The organism is Amycolatopsis sp. CA-126428 (assembly GCF_002904335.1).
Classification (GTDB): domain Bacteria; phylum Actinomycetota; class Actinomycetes; order Mycobacteriales; family Pseudonocardiaceae; genus Amycolatopsis.
Map to the genome: position 1 here is coordinate 1 of NZ_PPHF01000037.1, position 18,536 is coordinate 18,536.

The 18,536-nt window shown below is 72.8% G+C and carries 17 protein-coding genes and 1 pseudogene; 11 read left to right on the plus strand and 7 right to left on the minus strand.

Annotated features, from left to right (window positions below; genetic code table 11):
* A pseudogene (locus tag C2L58_RS10685) lies at nt 1-493 on the plus strand (lipoyl synthase); the annotation flags it as partial.
* Nucleotides 494-507: 14 nt separating this feature from the next.
* Nucleotides 508-1,875, plus strand: coding sequence for an L-serine ammonia-lyase (locus C2L58_RS10690; protein WP_103337402.1), 1,368 nt, complete (start codon nt 508-510; stop codon nt 1,873-1,875).
* Nucleotides 1,876-1,899: 24 nt separating this feature from the next.
* On the opposite strand, the gene C2L58_RS10695 is transcribed toward C2L58_RS10690, so the two are convergent.
* Nucleotides 1,900-2,130 (minus strand): hypothetical protein, encoded by a 231-nt coding sequence (locus C2L58_RS10695; RefSeq protein ID WP_103337403.1) that lies wholly within the window; start codon nt 2,128-2,130, stop codon nt 1,900-1,902.
* Nucleotides 2,131-2,246: 116 nt separating this feature from the next.
* Here C2L58_RS10695 and C2L58_RS10700 point away from each other — a divergent pair, with 116 nt between their 5' ends.
* Both C2L58_RS10700 and C2L58_RS10705 read left to right on the plus strand, forming a co-directional pair.
* Entirely contained in the window at nt 2,247-2,966 is a 720-nt protein-coding gene (locus C2L58_RS10700) for a FadR/GntR family transcriptional regulator (protein ID WP_199191215.1), read from the plus strand.
* 78 nt (nt 2,967-3,044) lie between these two features.
* Nucleotides 3,045-4,895 (plus strand): transglycosylase domain-containing protein, encoded by a 1,851-nt coding sequence (locus C2L58_RS10705; protein WP_369904176.1) that lies wholly within the window; start codon nt 3,045-3,047, stop codon nt 4,893-4,895.
* Between the two features lies 1 nt (nt 4,896).
* On the opposite strand, the gene C2L58_RS10710 is transcribed toward C2L58_RS10705, so the two are convergent.
* Nucleotides 4,897-5,553 carry an O-methyltransferase gene (locus C2L58_RS10710; protein WP_103337405.1) on the minus strand — a complete coding sequence of 219 codons (657 nt, stop codon included), beginning with the start codon at nt 5,551-5,553 and terminating at the stop codon, nt 4,897-4,899.
* Between the two features lie 70 nt (nt 5,554-5,623).
* Here C2L58_RS10710 and C2L58_RS10715 point away from each other — a divergent pair, with 70 nt between their 5' ends.
* Nucleotides 5,624-6,946 carry an aminotransferase-like domain-containing protein gene (locus C2L58_RS10715; RefSeq protein ID WP_199191216.1) on the plus strand — a complete coding sequence of 441 codons (1,323 nt, stop codon included), beginning with the start codon at nt 5,624-5,626 and terminating at the stop codon, nt 6,944-6,946.
* Between the two features lie 109 nt (nt 6,947-7,055).
* Entirely contained in the window at nt 7,056-7,262 is a 207-nt protein-coding gene (locus tag C2L58_RS49795; RefSeq protein ID WP_369904174.1) for a hypothetical protein, read from the plus strand.
* Nucleotide 7,263: 1 nt separating this feature from the next.
* Here the strand turns inward: C2L58_RS49795 and C2L58_RS10725 are convergent, their stop codons facing one another.
* The 3 genes from C2L58_RS10725 to C2L58_RS10735 form a co-directional block, all read right to left on the minus strand.
* On the minus strand, nt 7,264-9,057 hold the full coding sequence (locus tag C2L58_RS10725) for a hypothetical protein (RefSeq protein ID WP_103337408.1): 1,794 nt from the start codon (nt 9,055-9,057) through the stop codon (nt 7,264-7,266).
* Nucleotides 9,058-9,441: 384 nt separating this feature from the next.
* Nucleotides 9,442-11,421 carry an SDR family oxidoreductase gene (locus C2L58_RS10730; protein WP_103337409.1) on the minus strand — a complete coding sequence of 660 codons (1,980 nt, stop codon included), beginning with the start codon at nt 11,419-11,421 and terminating at the stop codon, nt 9,442-9,444.
* A gap of 83 nt (nt 11,422-11,504) precedes the next feature.
* Nucleotides 11,505-11,705 (minus strand): hypothetical protein, encoded by a 201-nt coding sequence (locus tag C2L58_RS10735; RefSeq protein ID WP_013223722.1) that lies wholly within the window; start codon nt 11,703-11,705, stop codon nt 11,505-11,507.
* Between the two features lie 206 nt (nt 11,706-11,911).
* Here C2L58_RS10735 and C2L58_RS10740 point away from each other — a divergent pair, with 206 nt between their 5' ends.
* Nucleotides 11,912-13,135 (plus strand): NAD(P)/FAD-dependent oxidoreductase, encoded by a 1,224-nt coding sequence (locus C2L58_RS10740; protein ID WP_103337410.1) that lies wholly within the window; start codon nt 11,912-11,914, stop codon nt 13,133-13,135.
* Here the strand turns inward: C2L58_RS10740 and C2L58_RS10745 are convergent.
* Nucleotides 13,104-13,847: a MerR family transcriptional regulator gene (locus tag C2L58_RS10745; RefSeq protein ID WP_103337411.1), complete on the minus strand. Its 744-nt coding sequence runs from the start codon at nt 13,845-13,847 to the stop codon at nt 13,104-13,106. The genes C2L58_RS10740 and C2L58_RS10745 overlap by 32 nt on opposite strands.
* Nucleotides 13,848-13,901: 54 nt before the next feature.
* Here C2L58_RS10745 and C2L58_RS10750 point away from each other — a divergent pair, with 54 nt between their 5' ends.
* On the plus strand, nt 13,902-14,162 hold the full coding sequence (locus C2L58_RS10750) for a hypothetical protein (protein WP_103337412.1): 261 nt from the start codon (nt 13,902-13,904) through the stop codon (nt 14,160-14,162).
* Nucleotides 14,163-14,177: 15 nt separating this feature from the next.
* Here the strand turns inward: C2L58_RS10750 and C2L58_RS10755 are convergent, their stop codons facing one another.
* The gene (locus C2L58_RS10755) at nt 14,178-15,404 is read right to left on the minus strand and encodes a multidrug effflux MFS transporter (protein WP_103337413.1); all 1,227 of its coding nucleotides are present in this window, start codon (nt 15,402-15,404) and stop codon (nt 14,178-14,180) included.
* A 206-nt stretch (nt 15,405-15,610) separates the two neighbouring features.
* Between C2L58_RS10755 and C2L58_RS10760 the strand changes: the two genes are divergently transcribed.
* The 3 genes from C2L58_RS10760 to C2L58_RS10770 are packed head-to-tail and all read left to right on the plus strand — an operon-like array spanning nt 15,611 to nt 18,508.
* A complete protein-coding gene (locus C2L58_RS10760; RefSeq protein WP_103337414.1) occupies nt 15,611-16,462 on the plus strand; it encodes a fumarylacetoacetate hydrolase family protein in 852 nt (283 codons plus the stop codon).
* Nucleotides 16,463-16,464: 2 nt separating this feature from the next.
* Nucleotides 16,465-17,769, plus strand: a complete 1,305-nt coding sequence (locus C2L58_RS10765) for an enolase C-terminal domain-like protein (protein ID WP_103337415.1) — start codon at nt 16,465-16,467, stop codon at nt 17,767-17,769.
* Entirely contained in the window at nt 17,762-18,508 is a 747-nt protein-coding gene (locus tag C2L58_RS10770; protein ID WP_103337416.1) for an SDR family NAD(P)-dependent oxidoreductase, read from the plus strand. Before C2L58_RS10765 ends, C2L58_RS10770 begins: the two co-directional genes overlap by 8 nt.
* Nucleotides 18,509-18,536 lie beyond the last annotated feature (28 nt).

Below are 18,536 nucleotides of genomic sequence, written 5' to 3' on the forward strand. Positions count from 1 at the left end.
CGGGTCGCGGCCGGAGGTGCTGGCGCACAACGTGGAGACCGTGCCGCGGATCTTCAAGCGCATCCGTCCCGGGTTCCGGTACGCGCGTTCCCTGGAGGTCATCACCAAGGCACGTGAGTTCGGCCTGGTGACGAAGTCCAATCTGATCCTGGGCATGGGCGAGACGCCGGACGAGGTCGCGCCCGCGATGCAGGACCTGGTCGACGCGGGCTGCGAGATCCTGACGATCACGCAGTACCTGCGTCCCTCGGCCCGGCACCACCCGGTGGACCGGTGGGTCAAGCCGGAGGAGTTCGTCGAGCACTCGAAGGCCGCCGAGGCGATGGGCTTCGCCGGGGTGATGGCGGGGCCGCTGGTGCGGTCGTCCTACCGCTCGGGACGGCTCTACGCGCAGACCAAGGGCTACCGTGGGGAGGAGCTGCCGGAGAACCTGCGGCACCTCGCCGACCAGGGCCCGGCCGCGCAAGAAGCCAGCTCCCTGCTGGCCCGATAGGAAGGGGCGGATCAATGGCGATCAGCGTCTTCGACCTGTTTTCCATCGGCATCGGCCCGTCGAGCTCGCACACCGTCGGGCCGATGCGGGCGGCACTGACCTTTGTGGACGGACTCGGCGCCGACCTGGACCGCACGGCGCGCGTCCAAGTCGAGCTGTTCGGCTCGCTCGGCGCGACCGGCTTCGGCCACGGCAGTGACAAAGCCGTCCTGCTCGGGCTCTCGGGCGAGCGGCCCGAAGAGATCGACACCGACACCGTGCCGGTGCGCGTCACGGAGATCCGCGAGTCCGGCCGGCTGCTTTTGGCCGGGACGCACGAGATCGCGTTCGACGAGGACACCGACCTCACGATGCACCGGCGCAAGTCGTTGCCGGCGCACCCGAACGGCATGGTCTTCCGCGCGTTCGACGCGGCCGGCGAGCTGCTGCGCGAGCGGACGTACTACTCGGTCGGCGGCGGGTTCGTCCGCGACGAGTCCTACGAGACGGACGCGGTGTTCGTCGAGGACTCGACACCGGTGCCGTACCCGTTCCGCACGGGCGCGGACCTGCTCGGGCACTGCGCGTCGACCGGCCTGCCGATCAGCGAGATCATGCTGGCGAACGAACTGTCCTGGCGCACGCGCGAGAAGGTGCGGGACGGGCTGCTGGCGATCTGGGCGGTCATGGCGGAGTGCGTCCGCAACGGCTGCACGCACGAAGGCGTCCTGCCGGGCGGCTTGAAGGTGCCGCGCCGCGCGAAGGCGCTGCACGAAAAGCTGCTGGCCGAGGACGGCTTGGACGACCCGCTGTACGCGATGGACTGGGTCAGCCTCTACGCCCTCGCGGTCAACGAAGAGAACGCCGCGGGCGGCCGCGTGGTCACCGCGCCGACCAACGGCGCCGCCGGGATCATCCCGGCCGTGCTGCACTACTACCAGCGCTTCATCCGGCACTCGACCGACGACGGCATCGTCAAGTTCATGCTCACCGCGGGCGCGATCGGCTCGATCCTCAAGCAGACGGGCTCGATCTCCGGCGCCGAGGTCGGCTGCCAGGGCGAAGTCGGTTCGGCCTCGGCGATGGCGGCGGCGGGTCTCACGGAGGTGCTGGGCGGAAGCCCGGCCCAGGTGGAAAACGCGGCCGAGATCGGCGTGGAGCACCACCTCGGCCTGACCTGCGACCCGGTGGGCGGCCTGGTCCAGATCCCGTGCATCGAGCGCAACGCGGTGGGCGCCTCGAAGGCGATCCACGCGGCCCGCATGGCCATGCGCGGCGACGGCAGTCACGTGGTGACGCTGGACAAGGCGATCAAGACCATGCGCGAGACCGGCGCGGACATGAGCGTGAAGTACAAGGAGACGGCCCGCGGCGGCCTGGCGGTGAACGTCATCGAGTGCTGACCGCTCGCGGCGGCCGGCGGGCCCTCACTCCGGCCGGTCCTCCGGCTCCACCGCCAGCTTCAGCCCGACCTCCACGAGCGTCCAGCCGAACTGCTGTCTCCTCGTGCCCGTGCGGCGTCTCGGCGTCGCACGGCCGGGTGGGCGGTTGCGCGCACCGTGGCGCAACTCGTTCTCCCGTTCGTGGACCAGGTCCTCGGCCATCAGAAAGTGCACCGGATCGCCCCCTGCGTCGATGTTCGGTGTCGGTCGCTCCATCGTCGCTCACCGTGGCCGCCCGGATCCACCGGTTTTCCGCCCGGCGAACACCGGTGAGAACAGCCGGCAAGAACACAGTGTGACCGCCGCTTCCGCACGGCGCCTAGACTCGCGGGATGGAGTCGACCTCGGTGGTGAATGCCGGCGAAGCGCTGTTCCGGCCGGTCCGCACCGGCAACGCTTTCGAGGAGACCGTCGAGCGGCTGCTGCAGGCGATCCGGCTGGGCGTGGTCGGCGCGGGGGAGCGGCTCCCGTCCGAACGCGAACTCGCCGAACGGCTCGGCGTCAGCCGCGTCACGTTGCGCGAGGCCATCCGGGCGCTCTCCGACGCCGGTTACGTGGAGTCACGGCGGGGCCGCTACGGAGGCACGTTCGTGCACGACACGCTGCCCGCCCCGCCCGAGCCCGGCGGCAAGGTCGAGGCCGTCGCACTGGAAGACGCGCTGAGCCTCCGCTACGTCCTCGAGACCGGCGCCGCCGAGATGGCCGCCGCGCGGTCGCTGAGCCCGGCCGACCGGCAGCACCTCACCGGCACCCTCGCCGAGGCCGCCGGCGCGGAGCTCGGCGACTACCGCCGCAAGGACTCCCGGCTGCACCTGGCCATCGCCGAGGTGACCGCGTCCGGCTCGCTGACCACGGCGATGGCCGACGCCCGGACCCGTGTCAACCAGCTGCTCGACCGGATTCCGCTGCTCCCGCCCAACCTCGAGCACTCGAACGCCCAGCACGAAGCGATCGTGGACGCGATCCTGGCCGGCGACGCGCCCGCCGCGCGCCGGGCGATGGCGGAGCACATCGAAGGCACGGCCTCGCTGCTGCGCGCCTTCCTTTCCTGAGCTTCACAGGATTCGAACAACCTTGGCCGGGTTGTCCCCGAACTTTGTCACCCGTCCGGCCGTCATCCGTTCGTGACCTTGTCGACGGACGAAGAAGATGACGCAACCCCCGCGAAGCCGGCCGGCCGAAAGTGGCGCCGCGCCCGGCGGATCGCCGGCTGGACGTTCGGCGTCCTCGTCGGCGGCCCGCTGATCGCCTTCTGGGTCGTCTACCTCGTGCTCGACGTCCGCAGCCCCCAGGACGTCCTGGCCGGGCTCGGCAAGACCGTCGTCCTGAAGTACGCGGACGGGTCCGAGCTGCTCAAGGTGATCCCGGCCGACGGCGACCGGAGTTTCGTTCCCTACACGCAGGTGCCCGCGAAGCTGCGCGACGCCATCATCGCCACCGAGGACCCGACCTTCTGGGACAACCAGGGGTTCGACCCGACCGGCATCGGCCGCGCGTTCCTCACCGGCGTCGGCGGCGGTTCCGGGATCACCCAGCAGTACATCAAGAAGTCCACCGGCGAAGACGACGCGACGCTCGGGCGCAAGTTCGCCGAGCTCGTGCTGGCCACGAAGATCACCCAGGAGCAGGGCAAGGAACAGATCTTCGAGAGCTACGTCAACATCATCTCCTTCGGCCGCGGCACGTTCGGGCCCGCGGCGGCGATGAACGCCTACTTCGGCAAGAAGCTCGACGGCTCGATCACCTGGAGCGAAGCCGCCTTCCTCGCCGGGATGATCCAGTCGCCGTCGGTCCACGACCCCGCCGCCTCGGGCGACCTCCACGCCGCCCGGCGCTGGCAGTACGTGCGCGACAAGCTCGTGAGCCGGGGGTACGTCAAGGACGACGAACCGATGGCCTACCCCGGCGGCGAGATCCAGCCGCCGTCGGAGACCCGCGCCGGCCGCGTCACCTACGACGAGTTCCACGTCAAGCAGCAGGTCCTCGCCGAGCTGGAGCGGGACGGCTTCCCGCTCGGCCGGCTCCAGCAGGGGAACATGACCGTCGAGACGACGCTGGACCGCAGCCGGCAGGACGCGGCGAAGAAAGCCCTGCGGGAGCGGCTGGACGGCGAGCCGAAGGAGTTCCGCGGGGCCGTCGTCGCGATCGACCCGGCGAACGGGGCCGTGCGCGCCTACTACGGCGGCGACCAGGGTGTCCGCGACTACGCGGGCAGCCCGCACGCGCTCGGCACGGCGTTCCACCCGTTCACCTTCACCGCGGCGATGCTCCACGGCTTCGGCCCGGACCAGCCGATCCCGGCGTTTTCGAAGGTCGAATTCCTCGGCGAGAACTTCCAGTACCCGGAAGTCTGCGGCAAGAAGTGCACCCCGCGCCGGGCGGTGGAAACGCACGCCCACGGCACCGTCGTCGCGCTGGCCAAGAAACTCGGCCCGGAGGCGGTGAGCGAAGCCGCCCGGGAGGCCGGCGTCCCGGACGCCGTCGACGGTGTCCCGACGCTGCGCGAGAAGGACGGCTACCTGATCGGGGCGGGCATCGCCATCGGCCGGTACCCGCTGCGGCCGCTGGACGTGGCCGGCGCCTACGCCACCTTCGCCGCCGAAGGCCGGCGCAGCACCCCGCACCTGGTGGCGAAGGTCCGCGACGAAAGCGGCGCGGTCGTCTGGGAACACCAGGACACCTCGAGCCCGGCGTTCGGCGACGACGACACCAGCCGCCACGTCGCCGCGGAGGTCACCGCGACCCTGCGCGCCGACGGCGGCCCGGCGCTGTACACCGGCGAAGCCGAGCACGGCACCAGCGCCGATTACCAGGACGCCTGGGCCGTCGGCTACACCCCGCAGCTGGCCACGGCGGTCTGGATCGGCTCCGACGACGAACGGCGGCTCAAGGACGCGAGCGGCCGGAAACTGACCGGCGACGTCGTCCCGGCCGACGTCTGGCGCGCGTTCACCGCGGCGGCCGCGGGGCCGCCGCGGTGAATCAGCGGACCAGGGCGAGCACGAACCCGTCGTACCCCTTGCCGCCGACGGTCTGGACCGCGGTCGCGTCGATCCGGTCCTCGGTGGCCAGCAGGTCGAACATCTCGCGCGCGCCGCGGACGTTCGGGTCGTCGCTGCTCGCGTCGGCCACCCGGCCCTGCCGGACGACGTTGTCGACGACGATCGCGGTGCCCGGCCGCGCCAGCGCCAGCGAGGCGCGCACGTAGTTGGCGAGGTTGACCTTGTCGGCGTCGATGAACACGAAGTCGAACGGCCCGGTCAGCGTCGGCAGCGTGTCGAGCGCGGCGCCGACGCGGATGTCCACGACGTCCTCGCCGAAGCCCGCCCGCGCCAGGTTGGCCCGCGCGACCTCGGCGTGCTTCGGCTCGTACTCGCAGGTCACGAGCTTGCCGCCGGCCGGCAGCGCGCGGGCGAGCCAGACGGTGCTGTACCCGCCGAGCGTGCCGATCTCCAGGATCGTGCGCGCCCCGGCGAGCCGGGCCAGCAGGTGGAGCAGCTTTCCTTGGTTGGGCGCGACGGCGATGTGCGGCAGCCCGGCGGCGTCGGCGTCGGCCGAAGCGGCGTCGAGCACCGGGTCGGGGGCGAGCAGCGCGCCGGCGAGGTAGTCGTCGACTTCGGTCCAGATCTGGTCGGTCATGGCACCTCCACGGCCAATCTAGCCCGGGTGGGATCATGCTCGCCGACGGATTTCGGGCGGGAAGGTGACCATGGACGACTACCGCGTCGTCGCCGACGCCATCGCCGCCGACATCGAGGCCGGCCGCCTCCGGCCCGGCGACCGGCTCCCGCCCCAGCGCCGCTTCGCGCGGCAGCGGGGCATCGCCGGCTCGACCGCCGCGCGCGTCTACGGCGAGCTCGTCCGGCGCGGCCTGGCCATCGGCGAGGTCGGCCGCGGCACGTTCGTCCGCGCGGCGAAACCGCCGCCCGAACCCGCGCTCGCCGAGCCCGGCGGCGCCCGCGTCGACCTCGAACTCAACTTCGCCGTCCTGCCGGAGGAGTCGGCGAGGCTGGCCCGCGCACTGGAACCGTTGCTGCGCGCCGACGTCCTGACCGCGGCCCTGCACCCGATCGGCGCGGCCGGCACGCCGCCGGCCCGCGAGGCGGCAGCGAGGCTCCTCGCGCGCGGCGACTGGCGCCCGGACCCGGCGACGATCCTGTTCACCGGCAACGGCAGGCAGGCCCTGGCGGCCTCGATCGCCGGGTTCGTGCCGGTGGGGGAGCGGCTCGCCGTGGAGTCGCTGACGTACCCGGTGGTGAAGGCTCTCGCGTCGCGCCTCGGCGTGGAGCTCGTGCCGATCGAAAGCGACGAGTCCGGGCTGGTGCCGGCGGCACTCGCCGCGGCCGGGCCGGTGCGCGCGCTCTACGTCCAGCCGACACTGCACAACCCGCTCGGCACGACGATGCCGCCGCAGCGCCGCGCCGAGCTTGCCGACGTCGTGGGCCGCCTGGACCTGCCGGTGATCGAGGACGGCATCTACACGTTCCTGCGCAACGAGGTGCGCCCGTTCGCCGCGTACGCGCCGGAGCGCACGGTGTTCGTCGACAGCCTGTCCAAGCGGGTCGCGCCGGGCCTGACGGCGGGGTTCCTGGTGCCGCCCCCGGCCTGGGCGGCCCGGCTGGCGTCGTCGGTGCGCTCGGGGGCCTGGGCCGCTTCGCGCTTCGCCGTCGAGGCGGCGACGCAGTGGATCGTGACCGGCACCCTCGCGGAGATCGAGGCGGCGAAACGCCGTGACGCGGCCGCGCGCGCGTCCGTGGTGGCGGAGAAGCTGCCGGGCTTGCGCGGCGATCCGGCGTCGTACCACCGCTGGTGGGAGCTGCCGGACCGCTGGCGGGCGGAGACGTTCGCCGCGGCGGCGGCCCGCCGGGGGATCGCCCTGTCCCCGGCGGCGGCGTTCGCGGTCCTGCCGGGCCACGCGCCGAACGCGGTCCGGCTCGCGGTGTCGGCCCCGCCGGTGGCGACGCTCGCCTCGGCACTCGACGTCCTGGCGGAACTGGCGAGTGCCGGCCCGGACGACCTGCTGGCCGACTGACAGCGCCTGCCGGCGGGGGTCGCACCAACCCCGAAGGAGCACCCATGCACGTCACGACACCTGCGGCGGATGCTGCTCGACCCGCGCCCTCGGCGACGGCCGCCACGAGGTGACCTTCGCCGGCGGCCGCACCGCCGTGACGAGCCTGCTGGTGGGTGCGGAGGGCGCGTGGTCGCTCATCCGGCCGCTGGACTGGTTTGCCGCCATCGACTTCACCGACCCCGCCGCGGCCGCCGCGCGGATCGCGGCGTTCGGGGATGGCGAGATGCCCCGGGCGGTGTTCGACCTGCTGCGGGGCCGCGAGCGGGCTTCCTGAGTCAGGGGGCGTACTTGCCGACGAAGCTGCCGCAGGTCACGGCCCGGCCGGTGAGCCGGGCCTGGATCGCCTTTTCCAGGCCGAGGTAGTCGAACACCGGCGTGTCGGGCGGGATCGACTCCGGCACCGGGCCGCCCGTCGCGAGCATCCGGATCGAGTCCGTCTCGAACAGGACCAGGTAGCCGCCTTCGCGGTTCAGCTCGTCCGCCTTCGCGAGCATGCGCTCGGGCGCGGTGCCGACGACCTCCAGCGGCAGCGGCCATTCGAGGGGGAACGGGTTGCGCAGGCCGAACGCGGGGTAGGCGAACGGGCTGTCCGGCAGGATCGCCGTCCGCGCGGCCGGGAAGCGGTCCAGGCAGCCGCGGATCTGCCGGACGAAGGTGAACGTCGAGGGGTTGGTGCGGATGCCGGCCATGGCCGGGGTGACCGCCCCGAGGTCTTCGGTCAGCCGGTCGTGCCCGAGGTCGAGGTAGGCGGCCTGGTCGTGGCGGGCGACGACGACCCACCCGCAGACCGCCACCGCCACACACCCGGCGGTCGCCGTCACCGCCCGGGTCCAGCCCGGCCGCGGGCGCGGCGGGACCAGGTGGCCCAGCAGCAGCAACGCCGTCAGGGCCAGGGTGCCGGTGAGCAGCGTCGGGGTGTCGTTGCCCCAGGACAGGCTGGTCATGAACCCGGTGGCGAGCACGAGCAGGCCGGCCCAGGGCACCTTCCGCCGCACGGCCGCGTTCACCGGCACGCTGACCGCGACGATCCACCACAGGACGTCCGCCCAGCGCGAGGAACCGGTGAACCGGCCGTCGACGACGGTCCAGACCACCGCCGCGGCGCCCGCGAGCACCAGCACCCAGGACGCGATCCGCCCGGCCACGCCCAGCCGGTCACCCGGCAGCCGGACGGCCAGGAGCACGACGGCGATCGCGGCGAAGAAGGTCAGCTCCCGCACGGGTGCCCTGGTCAGCACCTCCGGGTCGTCGAGCCACAGCCCGAGCAGCCGCTCGCCGTAGGCGGGCACGCCGCCGGTGAGCTGCTCGACCATCTCCGCGAAGCCGCCGCCGAGGCTCACCCACGCCACGTACGCCAGCCCGGGCGCGCCGAGCGCGAGGAGGTCGAGGACCAGCCGGCGCCACCAGCTCGCCGTGCGCAGCGCGCCCGCCCGCGTGGCCGGGTGGAGCAGCAGCCACAGCACGCCGATCACGGCGGCCAGCGCGAAGCTCTGCTTGACGAACACCGCGCAGCCGAGCAGCACCAGCCCGCCGCGGCGGGCGAGCGCGCGGCCGCTGGTCAGTCCCGCGTCCAGGGCCCAGGCGCCGCACGCGGTGAGCGCGATGCCGTCCACGGTGTGCCACGCCATCAGCGGGAACGCGTTGAGGTTGATCAGCGACGCGGCCGCGACCAGCGCGGTCATCCCCGGGCCCCAGTCGAGCACCCGGCGCCGCGTGACCAGCGTGGCGAACGCGATCGTGGCCACGATGATCTCGATCATCGAAAGGAAGCTGGAGCCGAAGAACAGCGGCATCGGCAGCGCGAAATCGGCGACGTGCAGCACCGCGGACCCCAGCGGGCGGGCGGAGATGATGTCGGCGTGCGGGACTTCGCCGTGCAGCACGCGCCACGCCTGGGCGAGGATGAAGCCCTGGTCGGAGGGGTGGAAACCGAAGCGGCCGACGCGGAGTTCGGTGGCCAGCGCGAGCAGCACCACCCAGCCGGCGTGGACGCTCCAGCGCACCAGCGTTCGGCGCTGCCTGCCGGGCGCCGGCGTCGTGGCGATGTGCGCAGGACTCGCCACGGCCACGCCCCGCCCGCCTTCCGCTCCCGATCACACCCGGGAAGCGATGGTAGCGGCCGGTCCACCGCACCCGGCGGACCGCACCCGGATGCCCGCCGGAAGGCCGCGAATGACTCATTCGGGGCCTTCGCGTGCGGCGGAAACCGCCCGCGAAGGCCCCGAACCGGGGCCGGGCACGCGCCCGGCCCCGGCCGGACTCACCCGAGGGTGCGCCGCGCGGTGCCGATCACGGCCGTCTTGTCGGTCGCGGCGCTGCGTTGCCCTGAGCTGTCTACGCTGAATACCGGCATTTCGAACTCCCCAGTTGAAGCCCGCACGGGTGCACGGGACTCGCGCGAGGGTAGAAGTACCGTCGGTCGCGTGCCACCGTTTCGCCGGAATTCGCGGGAATCAGGCACGGCGGCGCCAGATGAGCCGGGTCACCGCGGCGGCGACCGACGCGGGTGCGGACCGCCGGGGGAGGTCGCGTGTCTCGGGCGCGGACTCCGGCATCGCCCGGTAGGCCAGGTGCGCGGCGAACCGGGCGAGCTTCGGCGCGGCGAGCGTCGCCAGTTCGGCGGCGCGGCCTTCGGGGAGGCTGAGGATCTCCGGCCGCTCCTCGCACGCCCGCACCACCAGCGCCGCGGCGCGTTCGGGGCTGCTGGACGGGATTCCGCGGTAGCCGGTCGGGGCGATCATCGGCGTCCGGACCAGCGGCATCCGCACCGACGTGAACGTGACGCCGTCCGAGAGCGTCTCGCGCCCGGCCGTCAGGCCGAACTCCTCCAGGGCCGCCTTCGACGCCAGGTAGGCCGAAAAGCGCGGGGTGTCGGTCTGCAGGCCCTGGGTCGTGACGTTGACGACGTGGCCGAACCGGCGCTCGGCCATCGACGGCAGGAAGCCGAGGATCAGCCGGACCGGGCCGAAGTAGTTGATCGCCATCGTGCGCTCGAAGTCGTGGAACCGCTGCGTGGACAGCGCGACCGAGCGCCGGATCGACCGGCCGGCGTTGTTCACCAGCACGTCCACCGCGCCGTGGTCGCCGAGCACGTCCTTGACCAGCGCGTCGACGGCGTCGCCGTCGGTGAGGTCGCACGGGTACGCCGCGGCCGTGCCGCCGGCCGCGAGGATTTCCGCGCGCACCTCTTCGAGCTCCGAAGCGCGGCGCGCCACGAGGATCACCTTCGCGCCCTTGCGGGCCACGGCGAGCGCGGACGCCCGACCGATCCCGGACGACGCGCCGGTGATCAGCACCGTCCGCCCGGCCAGTCCGGGGGTGCGGCGCGCGCGGTCGGGGTCGAGGTGGGCCTGCCAGTACCGGTAGAGCGGCGCCGCGTAGTCCCGCAGCTCGGGGAGCTCGAGGCCGCTGCCGAACAGCGCCGTCGTGGTACGCGCGGTGTCGAAGACGACGTCCATGGTCAGGTGCGGCAGCACGGCCAGGGGGACGCCGAGCTCTTCGAGGACGGCCGCGCGGGCGCCCCGGCCGCCGGGCACGCGGTCGAGCCCGGCCGCGGCCGCGTGCGCCAGGCGGCCGCCCGCGCGCCGCAGCGCGCCCGAGGGCCCGGCGGGCAGCACGGCCCGGATCACCGGGCCGCCCGCGGCGCGCGCGAAGGCGTTGTAGACGGAGTTGAGCGGCTGCGGGCGCGCGGCGGCGAGGTGGTAGGTCGTCCCCGAGGGGGCGTCCCGGTGCATCAGGAAGTCCATCGCCTCGACGACGTAGTCGACCGGCACCAGGTTCGTCGCGCCCAGGTCGGGGGCGGCCAGCGGGAGCCGCCGGGGCAGGGCGGCCAGCCGCGAAATCGCCGGGAGGAAGTAGTAGGGCCCGTCGACCTTGTCCATCTCGCCGGTGCGCGAGTCCCCGACGACGGCCGAGGGCCGGTAGACGCGGAAGGGCAGCGACTGCTCGCGGACGAGCTTTTCGGCCTGGAACTTCGTCGCGTGGTACGGGGAGCCGAAGCGCTGGCCGAGGTCGAAGTCGGTTTCGGTGAACCGCCCGGCGTGGTCGCCGGCGACGGCGATCGACGACACGTGGTGCACCAGCCCGTCCCGCGCCGCGGCGGCGAAGGCGAGCAGGTGGCGGGTGCCTTCGACGTTGGCGCGCCGGTTGGCGTCCTCGCCGGCGGTGAGGTCGTAGATCGCGCCGAGGTGGACGACGTGGTCGAGGTGGGGCAGCTCGGCGGGGTCGGCACCGAGCCGGGGTTCGGCGAGGTCGCCGAGCACCGGGTGCAGCTTGTCCGCGCCCGGCCAGTCGCGTGCCAAGGTGGCCAGGCGCTCGCGGGAGGTCTCCCGCACCAGCGCGTACACCGCGGACGTCTCCGGCCGCTTCAGCAGCCGCGCGACCAGGCGTTTTCCGATGAAGCCCGTCGCGCCCGTCACGAAGTAGGTCGTCATGGCCGGTCCCTTCAGTCGGGACGGACTCTAACCTACTGCAAAGTAGGAACGGTAGTTGTCAGTATTGCCGGGTCGAACCCCGGCTAGCTTTCTTCTTCGTCTGCCGTCGCGACGACGGCGTCCCGCAGGGCGGCCCGCAGCCGTCCGACGTCGAGCGGCCCGAGCACCGCCGCTTCGCCCGGCGGCGCGACCAGCACCACCTTGTCGTTGCTGACGAACACCGTCACATCCCTGCGCCGGCCGGCCAGATCCCGGCAGCCGATCGACCACTCGCCCCGACTCATGGTCGCCGCCCTCCGCTTCCCTTGTCGTGGTCGTGCTTCGTGCGAGGGTGGGAGCGGCCGCCGGCGGAGCTATGACGCGGGTTCACCCGATCTGCCTACTCGCGGGTTTTGTCTTGCGCTTCGCGGGTTTTCGGCGTAGCTCCGGTCGTGGCGCGGCCGGTTCGGGAGTAGCGTCCCGGGGCACGAGCCGTCCCCGGGAGGTCTGGATGTCGGAACCGCGGAAGATCGTCATCGTCGGTGCGGGCCTGGGTGGGGCGTCCGCGGCGGCCGCGGTGCGCGAACGCGGGTACACCGGCGAAATCCTGCTGATGGGCTCGGATCCGCACCGCCCGTACGAGCTGCCGCCGCTGTCGAAGGGCGTGCTGCTGGGCAACGCCGACGAGCCCGACTGGGTGCACGAAGAGAAGTTCTACGCCGAGAAGGACATCCGCTTCAGCGCCGGCGTCACGGCGACCCGGCTCGAGCTCGGCGCCCGGCTGGTGCTCGACGACGCGGGCGGCGAACACCGCTACGACCGGCTGGTGCTGGCGACCGGCTCCCGGCCGCGCCCGCTGCCGGTGCCCGGCGGCGACCTGCCCGGGCTGTCCACGCTGCGCACCCTCGACGACGCGCTCGAGCTGCGTTCGGCGTTCGCCGCGGCCGAGCGCGTGGTGATCGTCGGCGCCGGCTGGATCGGCTCCGAAGCGGCCGCGGCGGCCCGGAAGCACAACGCGGAGGTGACGGTCGTCGACCCGGCGCCGGTGCCCCTGGCGAACGTGGTCGGCGAGACGGTCGGCGGGGTGTTCCGCGACCTGCACGTCTCGAACGGCGTGCACTACCGCTTGGGTGAGCAGGTCGCGGAGATCACGGGCGGCCCGGACGGCGTCCGCGGCGTGCGCTTGAGCGGCGGCGAAGAGCTGACGGCGGACGTGGTCCTGATCGCGGTCGGCGCGGCCCCGAGGGTGGAGCTGGCCCACGCGGCGGGCTTGGAGCTGGCGGACGACGGCGGGGTGGCGGTGGACGCGGGCCTGCGCACGTCGGCACCGGACGTCTACGCGGTGGGCGACATCGCGGCCCACTTCCACCCGCGGTACGGGCGGCGCGTCCGCGTGGAGCACTGGGCGAACGCGAAGGACCAGGGCACGCACGTGGCGCGGAACCTGCTGGGCGAGAACGAGCCGTTCCTGGCCTCGCCGTACTTCTTCACCGACCAGTACGACCTGGGCTGCGAGTACCGCGGCCTGGCGGACCCGGCCTCGGACGAACTGGTGGTCCGCGGCGACCTGCCGTCCCGCGAGTTCACCGCGTTCTGGCTGCGCGAGGGCGAAGTGGCGGCGGCGATGAACGTGAACATGTGGGACGACGGGGATGCCTTGGGTGCATTGGTCGACGGCCACACGAAGGTGACGGCGGAACAGCTCAAGACGGCGGATCTGGCGTCGCTGACCTGAGACGTTCCCGCAGCAGCGCATCGAGCCGTCGCCAAGCGGGTGACGACGCGTTGACCGCACCCTGCACCAGCGCCGGGATCGCGGAACCCCGCTCGTACGCAGGCAGTTCCACGCCGTACCGGGCCCGGGTCGCGGCGACGAGCCGTGAAGCCAGCGCCTCGACGCGCGGGTCGTGCGGGTCGAGGTCGTGGATCCGGTCGTACTCGAGGACCAGGGAAAGCAACACCGGGTCGCCCAGCATCGCCGACTGGTCGCGGAAGTTCGTGCGGGCCGTCTCCGGGTGGGTGGCGAAGACCAGCAGCCACAAGTCGTTCTGCAGGGTCACCCAGCGCTCGCTGAACCCGAGGCCCGGCAGCCGCCCGAGGTAGGCCACCACCTCGTCCGGCAAGGGCGAAAGGTCGCCGCCGGCCAGGCGCCGCAGGCGGGAGCGGGTGGCCTGCAAGGCCTCGATGCGGGCGGCCAGGTCGTCGTCGATCTGCCGGAGCGCCGCGGCGAGCCCGTCGCCGGCGCGGAGTTCGCGGATGCGGGCCAGCGGGACGCCGGCCTCGGCGAGCGTGCGGACCTTGATCAGCTCGACCGCGTCGGACGCGCGGTACCGGCGGTACCCGGAACTGTCGCGCTCCGGCTCCGGGAGCAGGCCCTTCGCGTGGTAGACGCGGATCGTCTTGGCCGTCACCCCGACGTACCCGGCGAGCTGTCCGATCGTGAGCACCCGGCCATCCTCGCACTTGACCTTGCCCCAGGGGCAAGGTTGCATGCTGGCCGCATGACCGATCACGAAACCCTGCGCGCGCTGGCCGACGAGGGCAACGAGACCGCGCTCGACCGGCTGGCCGGCCTCGCCGACGCCCGCGGCGACGTCGAGGAGCTGAGCGAGCTGCTGGACGAAGGCTGCGAACACGCCGGCGAGCTGCTCACCCGCCGGGCGGTCGCCGCGAAAGACCTCTTGCAGCTGCAGCGGATCGCCGACGCCGGCCACGAACCGGCGGGCGACGAGCTCGAACGCCTCCTGTCCACCCCCTCGTGAGTGGTAAGGCGGGTTCTAACCCGCCTTACCACTCACGAGCACTGGAGCCGGGCGCGTCAAGGCCAGGTAGGCCACCAGGGCCAGCACCGCGAACCCGGCCATGGTCGCGGCCATCGGCACCGCCGTGCCCGGCCCGCCCAGGCCGACCAGCGGCGTCGCCACCGCGCCCACCACGAACTGCAGGACGCCCAGCAGCGCCGAAGCCGCCCCGGCCGTGCGTGCGTGCGAAGCCAGGGCCAGCGAACTCGCGTTCGGCATCACCAGGCCGATGCTCGACACCAGCAGGAACAGCGACACCAGGAGCAGCGCCAGCGGCGCCCGGAAGAGGACCGAAGCCAGCACCAGAGCGCCGCCGGTCACGCCGAGCAGCAGGCCGGACCGCAGCAGCGCCCGCTCCCGGATCCGGCCGACCAGGCGGCCGTTGAGCTGACCCGCCAGCACGATCCCGACGCCGTTCGCCCCGAACACCACGCTGTACGCCTGCGGGCTGAGCCCGTACACGCCCTGCAGCGCGAACGACGAGCCCGAGATGTAGGCGAACATCGACGCGAACAGCAGTCCCGACGCCAGCGCGTACCCGGCGAACGACCGGTCCAGCGCCAGCCGCCCGTACGTCCGCAGCACCGGGCCGAGCCGGAGCGGGGACCGCGCGGCCGACGGCTCCGGCAGGAAGAACACCACCACGGCCAGCAGCAGCGCGCCGAACGCGGTCAGCACGACGAACACCCCGCGCCACGACGTCCAGTTCAGCAGCTGGCCGCCGATCAGCGGCGCCAAGATCGGGGCCAGGCCGCTGACCAGCATCAACGTCGAGAAGAACTTCGTCATCGCGGTGCCTTCGAAGAGGTCCCGCACGGTGGCGCGGGCGATCACGATGCCCGCCGCGGCGCCGAGGGACTGCACGAACCGCGCCGCGACCAGCAGCCAGGCGTCCGGGCTCACCGCGCACAGCACCGAGCCCACGACGTACAGCGCCAGCCCCGCGAGCAGGGGGCGGCGGCGGCCCAGCGCGTCCGACAGCGGGCCGAGCACCAGCTGGCCCAGGGCGAGCCCGACGATGAACGCGCTGAGCGTCAGCTGCACCGTGCTGTCCGTCGCGTGCAGGTCGGCCGCCATCCGGGGCAGCGCGGGCAGGTACATGTCGATCGACAGGGGCCCGAACGCGGTGAGGCCACCCAGCACGAGGACGAACTTCAGCTGCGCCCGCCGGCTCGGCGCGGTACGTTCCGCCGTGGTGGCCATGCACGTCCCTTCGTTCCCTCTCCGGGACCAGCGGGGAGCGCGCCGGTGCTATTCCGGCTGTGACCGGTGACACCCCGTGCTCACCCGACCATGCCCCGACACTGATCCGATCAATTTTGCGACCGATTCGGCGACGGCTCTGGATTGACGGTCTCGACTGCGATATACATCGGATGTCTGGTCGGTGTGGGTGAAGGGAAACATCCGTGCAGCTGCTGCGTCTCGGGGAGCCGGGGAGTGAGCGTCCGTTCGTGCGCGCCGGCGACGGCACGACCTACGAACTGGGCGGCCTCACCGCCGACATCGACGGCGGCTTCCTCGCCGCGGACGGGATCGCGCGCGCCGCCGCCGCGCTCGCCGCGGGAGAGCTGCCGGCCGCTTCGGAGACCGGGCTGCGCGTCGGCTCGCCGATCGCCCAGCCCGGCAAGGTCGTCTGCATCGGCATGAACTACCGCCGCCACGCCGAGGAAACCGGCGCGACGCCGCCCACCGAGCCGGTCGTCTTCATGAAGGCGCCGGACGTCGTGGTCGGCCCCGGCGACGACGTCCTCATCCCGCGCGGGTCGGTCAGCACCGACTGGGAGGTCGAGCTCGGCGTCGTCATCGGCAAGACCGCGCGCTACCTCGAGAGCGTCGACGAAGCCCTCGAGCACGTCGCCGGTTATGTCGTCTCGAACGACGTCTCCGAGCGCGCGCTGCAGTTCCGCACCGCCCAGTGGGACAAGGGCAAGTCCTGCGAGAACTTCAACCCGCTCGGCCCGGCGCTGGTCCCCGCGAGCGAGGTGCCCGACCCGCAGGACCTCGGCCTGCGGCTGTGGGTCAACGGCGAGAAGAAGCAGGACTCGTCCACCAAGGACATGATCTTCAGCGTGGCCGAGATCGTCCACCACCTGAGCCAGGTGATGGTGCTGCGGCCGGGCGACCTGATCAACACCGGCACCCCGGAGGGCGTCGCGCTCGGGCAGCCCGACCCGAAGCCGTACCTGCGCGACGGCGACGTCGTCGAACTCGAGATCGACGGTCTCGGGCGGCAGCGCCAGACCGCGAGGCAGGCCTGACCATGGCGAAGATCATCGGCATGGAGGTCCTCGACGTCCGGTTCCCGACGTCGAAGGAGCTCGACGGCTCGGATGCGATGAACCCCGACCCGGACTACTCCGCCGCGTACGTCGTGCTGCACGCCGACGGCGGCCCGGACGGCTACGGCCTCGCGTTCACCATCGGCCGCGGCAACGACGTCCAGGCCGCCGCGATCCGCGCGCTCGCCCCGCACGTCGTCGGCCGGGACGTCCCGGAGGACGCGGCCGCGCTCGGCGACCTGTCCCGCACGCTCGTCGGCGACTCGCAGTTCCGCTGGCTGGGGCCGGAAAAGGGGGTCGCGCACATGGCCGTCGGGGCGGTGGTCAACGCCGCCTGGGACCTCGCCGCGCGCCGCGCCGGCTTGCCGGTCTGGCAGTTCGCCGCACGGATGACCGCCGAAGAACTCGTGTCCCTGGTGGACTTCCGGTACCTCACCGACGCGCTCACCGAAGCCGAGGCCCTGGACATCCTGCGCGCGGCCGAACCCGGCCGCGCCGACCGCACGAAGCAACTGGAGACCAGGGGCTACCGCGCCTACAGCACGTCCCCCGGCTGGCTCGGGTACGCCGACGCCAAGCTCGTGCGGCTGGCCGAGCAGGCCGTCGCCGACGGTTTCGAGATGATCAAGCTGAAGGTCGGCGGCAACCTCGAGGACGACGTCCGCCGGATGAAGCTGGCGCGCGAGACGGTCGGCGACGGCATCCGGATCGCCGTCGACGCCAACCAGCGCTGGGACGTCTCCGCCGCGGTCACCTGGATGACCGCGCTGGCGCCGTTCGACCCGTACTGGATCGAGGAGCCGACCTCGCCCGACGACGTCCTCGGGCACGCGGCGATCGCGAAGGCCCTCGCGCCGATCAAGGTCGCCACCGGCGAGCACGTCCAGAACCGCGTGGTGTTCAAGCAGCTGCTGCAGGCGGACGCCATTTCGGTGCTGCAGCTGGACGCCGCCCGCGTCGGCGGCTTCAACGAAAACCTCGCGATCCTGCTGCTGGCCGCCAAGTTCGGCGTCCCGGTGTGCCCGCACGCCGGTGGCGTCGGGCTCTGCGAGCTCGTGCGGCACCTGTCGATGTTCGACTTCGTGGCGGTGTCCGGCACCGACGCGGACCGCTCCATCGAGTGGGTCGACCACCTGCACGAGCACTTCACCGACCCGGCCGTCGTCGAGCGCGGCCACTACCTCGCCCCGACCGCCCCCGGGTTTTCCGCGCGCATGCACGACGCCACGCTGCGCCGGTTCCGCTTCCCGGACGGTCCCGAGTGGACGGAGACCGCAAGTGAGTGAATTCGAGGGCCTGGTGGCCGCCGTCACCGGAGGCGCCTCGGGCATCGGCAAGGCGGTCGCGACCTTGCTGGCCGACCGCGGTGCTCAGGTGGCGGCCCTCGACCTCAAACCGGGCGACGACGGCATCCGCTGCGACGTCTCCTCCGATGACGAAGTCCGCTCGGCGATCGACGCCGTCGTGGAACGCTTCGGGCGCCTCGACATCCTCGTCAACAACGCGGGCATCGGCGCGCAGGGCGACGTCACCGCCAACGACGACGACGAGTGGCACCGCGTGTTCGACGTCAACGTCGTCGGCATGGTCCGGCTCGCCCGGGCCGCGCTGCCGCACCTCAAGAACTCGCCGTCCGCGGCGATCGTCAACACCTGCTCCATCGCGGCCTGGGCCGGCCTGCCCAACCGCGCGCTCTACTCGGCCAGCAAGGGCGCGGTGCTCTCGCTGACCCTGGCCATGGCGACCGACCACCTGCCCGACCGGATCCGCGTCAACTGCGTGTGCCCCGGGACGGCGGACACCCCCTGGGTGGGCCGGCTGCTCGACGCCGCCGACGACCCGGCGGCCGAGCGCGCGGCCCTCGCGGCCCGCCAGCCGATGGGCCGGCTGGTCACCGCCGACGAGGTCGCGAACGCCGTCGTCTACCTCGCCAGTCCCCTCTCCGCCTCGACCACCGGCACCGCGCTCGCGGTCGACGGCGGCATGTACGGCCTGCGTCCTCGCGGTCCCGTTCACCACGACTAACAAGACTTGATTTCCGCTGTCATCAAGG

Coding starts and splice junctions, on each gene's coding strand:
- C2L58_RS10690 (WP_103337402.1), top strand. CDS start 508: ATGGCGATCAGCGTCTTCGACCTGTTTTCCATCGGCATCGGCCCGTCG.
- C2L58_RS10695 (WP_103337403.1), bottom strand. CDS start 2,130: ATGGAGCGACCGACACCGAACATCGACGCAGGGGGCGATCCGGTGCAC.
- C2L58_RS10700 (WP_199191215.1), top strand. CDS start 2,247: ATGGAGTCGACCTCGGTGGTGAATGCCGGCGAAGCGCTGTTCCGGCCG.
- C2L58_RS10710 (WP_103337405.1), bottom strand. CDS start 5,553: ATGACCGACCAGATCTGGACCGAAGTCGACGACTACCTCGCCGGCGCG.
- C2L58_RS10715 (WP_199191216.1), top strand. CDS start 5,624: ATGGACGACTACCGCGTCGTCGCCGACGCCATCGCCGCCGACATCGAG.
- C2L58_RS10730 (WP_103337409.1), bottom strand. CDS start 11,421: ATGACGACCTACTTCGTGACGGGCGCGACGGGCTTCATCGGAAAACGC.
- C2L58_RS10735 (WP_013223722.1), bottom strand. CDS start 11,705: ATGAGTCGGGGCGAGTGGTCGATCGGCTGCCGGGATCTGGCCGGCCGG.
- C2L58_RS10740 (WP_103337410.1), top strand. CDS start 11,912: ATGTCGGAACCGCGGAAGATCGTCATCGTCGGTGCGGGCCTGGGTGGG.
- C2L58_RS10750 (WP_103337412.1), top strand. CDS start 13,902: ATGACCGATCACGAAACCCTGCGCGCGCTGGCCGACGAGGGCAACGAG.
- C2L58_RS10755 (WP_103337413.1), bottom strand. CDS start 15,404: ATGGCCACCACGGCGGAACGTACCGCGCCGAGCCGGCGGGCGCAGCTG.
- C2L58_RS10765 (WP_103337415.1), top strand. CDS start 16,465: ATGGCGAAGATCATCGGCATGGAGGTCCTCGACGTCCGGTTCCCGACG.